We start from the raw sequence: 2,868 nt of genomic DNA, 5'->3' as shown, positions 1-2,868 counted from the left end.
GCCTCGTCCAACGGCTTCTTTGCCATGGCGCGTATCTCCATTCAATCCGTTAGAGATATAACGCGCCAGCATCGAATCGGTTGTCATGTTTTATGGGAAACTCAATAGATGGATACGTCGATCCGGCCGACAACTTGGCGCGGCACAAGATTCCTTGGGTTGACTTGAAGCTTGGAAAGAACACAAAAATGCTGCCGTCGTGGTGAAACCGAACCTTCGCGATGCGGCGCATCTTCCCCGAAATTGTGAACACAATGTCGAACTGTTCGAATCGAGCCATATCGTGTAAAAGTAAGGGTTTCCTTATTTGCTAGCAATTTCGCGTGGGTGACAAAAACCCGCGGTTCCCGAGTTTTTGGAGGCTGCGGTTACTTTCGCCAGCGCCTTGCTCGAATCTCGTTTAGCTTCGACTCTTTCGAAATCTGATCAAGTGCAGCAGTGACGGTGCCTGCTGTCGATTGTGTTTCCGCCCCACGCATATGCGCCGCGCGGTACAGGTGATCGATCAGCACTCGCAGAGTGTCGCCCTGATGTTCCCTGAATAATGCGACAAAGTCATCGGTTGAAGCCTTCAACAGTGACGCTTCCATTCTGTCGCTCCATCCCTTTTCCTCGATCAGTAGCATTGCCGTGGACGCCAAATCAAGCGCGCCTTCTTCTTCTGTTAGCACTTCGGCGAAACGCCTCTTGAGCGTTTCGTCATCGACGTCCCGGCACCAAGGCGATTCGTCGATCCTGAACAGTCCCGGACGACCTGCGTTGAGTTCCACGTACTTCTCAATCAAGGCGTCTGCCTCATTGTCAAAGCCGAGCTCGCGAAGCAGCTTGACGGTACTGTTCAGGTTAAGGGGAGATATCACTGTCGCTGCGACGTTGACGGCGTTCACGAACGCGTGCACCAGATCCTCGGCGGTGCCGTCAATTCGGTCATGAAACAACTTCCACGCCTCGGTAAACACAGCGTCTAACCTTGCCCTATCAGCAATTTCATCTAATGCCTGTGCATGCTTTGCAAGCTCCGATCCATGCGCGTGACCGTTCTTCAAAATCGACAGCACCTCCATGTCGAACTCGTCGCAAGCTAAAAATCCGCATCCGTGCAGTTTCTCGCGCCAAACCTCCACGATCGTGTCCTTGCCCACACCCATAGCGATTGAGTACCAGTTGTAGCTGATGACTTGTTCGGCCGTCGGGAAACCAATCCCCCCTCGTACAACGCTCCTGCGAACACTGCTACTGCGATAGCAGCCTGCTGCTTCACCGCATCCGTGCAGTTGGGGATCACGCTTTGCACAGTTCGTAGTCCGTTTGCAATTTTCTGGACAGTGCGAATATTGTTGATGCCGAGCGTTTCGATACAGGGGGCCGCGAAATCTCGCAACGGCGTGTCTGCGGGCAACCCGAGTTCAACGGCTTCGGTCGCTGTGGTTAAGAATGCTAGCTTCTTGTCCACGACCTTTTCGCTGGCCTGCTCATACTGCTTTGCGCGTTCGCCTAGCTGCGCTTCGTTGAACAGCAGGATGATCTTGCACTGAGACTCGACCTTGAGTTCGGAAACGAGACCCATCAGCTCATCCATGGCGATGCCCGAACCAAGGCGCTCGATGTCATCAATAATAATGATCGTCTTGTTGATCAGAGAGACGGCAATTGTTTCGAGCAGGACAGTCACCTGCTTTCCGCCATAAGGGATTTTCTCGGACAGCGTCGTAATGGTTCTCCAGATAGCATGTCCACGGCCTTTGCTGAAAACATGCTCGGTCTCGTCAACGATCTTCCCAAGCTTGTCACGTTGTACGGGGAAGCGCCTTGTTTTGATAAGAATCATTGAGCGCAGGTCGCCTATAGACTTTGCGCCGAAGGCAGACACGTATGAGTATCGCCCCAGCGATCCTTCGCCCGCGTACGATTGAACCAAAGATTGAAGCGTAAACGTTTTGCCGACTCCCCATTTACCACTTATTGCAAGGACTTCTGGCTTTGTGCTGTCTAAAAATTCATTGATCACGCTTTCGATCACGGCCCGGGTCATTTTGTTGTTCCTCATTCCTGGCTGGTCTGGTGACCAGATACAAGCGCAAGCTAGCATTCAAGAAGCGCTTATGCTCATCGTCGTGCGCGGGTCTGGTTCTGGAGCCGTGTCAAGGCTCCGCTAAGGTTCGGCGGCACTCGAGACAGTCGCTCTCACGACGGCTAGGTTACATCAGCGAAGCTCGGGAACTTCAGTTCGTCGCAGGCATTCTGCAACGGCATTCCGCATATTGGTGACGATCTGGTCGGAGCGTCGAACGTCGCTTCATGGCCGACTACTGCCCGACGCATGCCGGATAAATCGGTACCATCTGCCCGGTCGTTGACATTTTTATTTCGAATGCGCGAAACCCATACCGCACAAGTCTTTGCGTGTCACCGATGGGAGCCAGCGGGCGAGTTGACACATTTAATGCCGCAACGTTGATAATCATTTAATGCGGTCTACGGATGATGGCCGAACGAGGCATTGAGGTGGATCATTCGAGCGTGCACCGATGGGCGACCACGGTCTTTTCGACACAGTTGCAACAAGTTTACAGAGCCGTAAGACGGCCTAATCAACTTGGGACTTGCTCGTCTGACCCGGCTTATCGTGACACAACCCGTGTGGTTGTGTCACGATAAGCCGGGTCAGACGAGCTATTGTCGGATCTGGTGTATGGGGTTGAGGCGGGGAATTGAGAAGGCGGTGGCGGTTGGCTGAGAATGTTGCTTGTCGAGAGCAACAACCAGCTAACCGGAATCCACCACCAATGAATGAGTTTACGGAAGAAGCGAACGGCGGTAAAGCAGCAACGTTGGGCAGCCTGGACGATCTGATCCAGCGCGGTGCCC

The 2,868-nt window shown here is 53.3% G+C and carries 2 protein-coding genes; both read right to left on the bottom strand.

Features of this window, described 5'->3' with window-relative positions; genetic code table 11:
• Positions 1-368 precede the first annotated feature (368 nt).
• Entirely contained in the window at positions 369-1,064 is a 696-nt protein-coding gene (locus tag HV796_RS41435) for a hypothetical protein (protein WP_175233441.1), read from the bottom strand.
• Between the two features lie 17 nt (positions 1,065-1,081).
• Entirely contained in the window at positions 1,082-2,032 is a 951-nt protein-coding gene (locus HV796_RS41430) for a P-loop NTPase fold protein (protein ID WP_175233440.1), read from the bottom strand.
• Positions 2,033-2,868 lie beyond the last annotated feature (836 nt).

The organism is Paraburkholderia humisilvae (genome assembly GCF_902859855.1).
GTDB lineage: Bacteria > Pseudomonadota > Gammaproteobacteria > Burkholderiales > Burkholderiaceae > Paraburkholderia > Paraburkholderia humisilvae.
This window is presented reverse-complemented; position numbering and strand designations above follow the sequence as displayed.